The organism is Anaerolineales bacterium (genome assembly GCA_022866145.1).
Classification (GTDB): domain Bacteria; phylum Chloroflexota; class Anaerolineae; order Anaerolineales; family E44-bin32; genus PFL42.
This window is the reverse complement of the sequence record JALHUE010000175.1, coordinates 1-1,792: the sequence shown is the minus strand read 5'-3', so window position 1 is coordinate 1,792 and position 1,792 is coordinate 1. Positions and strand designations below refer to the sequence as shown.

The following is a 1,792-nucleotide window of genomic DNA, read 5'->3' as shown; positions in this document are numbered from 1 at the left end:
TTCGCCCAACCGTCGGACCGGGGGGATCGGGTCAGGTCTGGGGCCGCCCTGCTGGCGACCGTTGCATTGGCGGGTCTGTTGGGCTGCATGGTCAGACACGCCGGCGGACTGAGGAGCCTCTCGATCCCACTAGTTGCCCTGGGAGTGATGGCGGTTGTCATCGCCCTCGCTCTGCTGGCCGCTTGGGTGCTTCTGCGGATGCGCAAGCCGTCGACCCTGGGAGCAGAGACAGCCCGGGAAGGCCAGATGGGAAGCTGCCGATGGCTGGCAGGCATTGCTGCCGGTCTGCTGCCGCTGGCGATGACAGCCGCCTTGCTGACTTTCGAGGACTATCAACCCGGCTGTGCCCGAGGCCTGGTCTACGCCTGCGTCGTTGTTCTCGAGGCGCTGCTGTTGGCCGCAGCCTTCCCGGGACTGAGGAGCGAGGCCACGCTGGCGATGGCGCTCATCGGGCCTGCGGTTGTCTGGAAAGTCGCCGCCTTTGTGCCTGCGATCTCGACTACCCCGTTCTCGATGGGCTGGTCCGAAGCCAGCCGCTACTACTATGCGTCACTGTTCGATTCCCAGGCGGTGTATGGCCTGAAGACCGCCTGGCCAGTCCTCCATCCCAGCCGATACCTGCTGCTGGCGGTGCCGTTCTTTGTTGGCGACCTCCCGATCTGGGCACACCGGTTGTGGCAAGGGCTGCTGTGGATCGGTATGACCGCGGCTGTGGCCGGAGCCCTGGCCCGCCGCTGGGCCGGGAAGATATCCTGGCGCTTCATCTTGTTCTCCGGTTGGGCTTTCCTCTTTCTCTTCCAAGGCCCGGTTTACTATCACCTGGCGTTGGGCGTCCTGCCGCTGCTGCTGGGGTTCCGGTGGGATCGGCCGTGGCGCAACCTGGCGCTGGTGGTCGTTGGCTCAATCTGGGCGGGGTTGAGCCGGGTCAATTGGGTTCCGGTCCCGGGCTTGCTGGCCTCCGCTTTGCTCGCGCTGGAAAGCCCGACCGGAGAGGGGCGGGGTTGGTCGTTGCGCGACTGGCGTTGGCCGGTCATTTGGGTAACGCTGGGGAGCCTGACCGCGGTTCTCGCCGGCGCGGTCTATGCCCAGCTGTCCGGCAACAGCCTGGATCAGTTTGCCTCCAGCTTCTCCTCCGACCTGCTCTGGTACCGCCTGCTTCCGAATCCAACCTATCCGCTCGGGATCCTGCCCGGCATCGCCATTGCCAGTCTCCCGGTCGCCTTGTTGCTCCTGGGTTCCGCCCGACAGGCTGTGTTGCGCGATCCGTACCGGCTCGTGCTGCTGGGAGGCATCCTGACGGTCCTACTGCTGGGGGGATTGATCGTCAGCGTGAAGATCGGAGGCGGCGGCGACCTGCACAACCTGGACGCCTTCCTGTTGTTGTCGCTGGTGGTTGGCGGAAGCCTGTGGGGGCGCTGGCGGGCGGCGGAGGGCGAGGGAGCCAAGCCCATCGCGCTGCGCAGTGCCTTGATCGGGCTGGTGCTCGCGATTCCGGCGGCCATTGCCATGGCGAACGGGCAGGTGCTTGAGCGCCCGGATGCCGCTGCCGGGCAGATGGCGCTGTCGGAGCTGCGGACCCGGCTTGAGTCCTCCGCCGGGGAAGGCCCTGTGCTGTTCCTGACCCAGCGACATCTGCTCACGTTCGGGGAGATCGACCTTCCGCTCGTCGAGCCCTACGAGAAGGTCCAGTTGATGGAGATGGCGATGTCGAGGAACCCGGGCTATCTGGAGCAGTTCCGCCGCGACCTGGAAGCCCACCGCTTCGCCCAGGTGGTGACCGATTCTCTGAACT

The 1,792-nt window shown here is 66.1% G+C and carries 1 protein-coding gene; it reads left to right on the top strand.

What is annotated here, in order from left to right; translation table 11 throughout:
- Positions 1 to 87 precede the first annotated feature (87 nt).
- Positions 88 to 1,792: hypothetical protein (locus tag MUO23_05580; protein ID MCJ7512424.1), on the top strand; the 1,705-nt coding region annotated here is incomplete at its 3' end.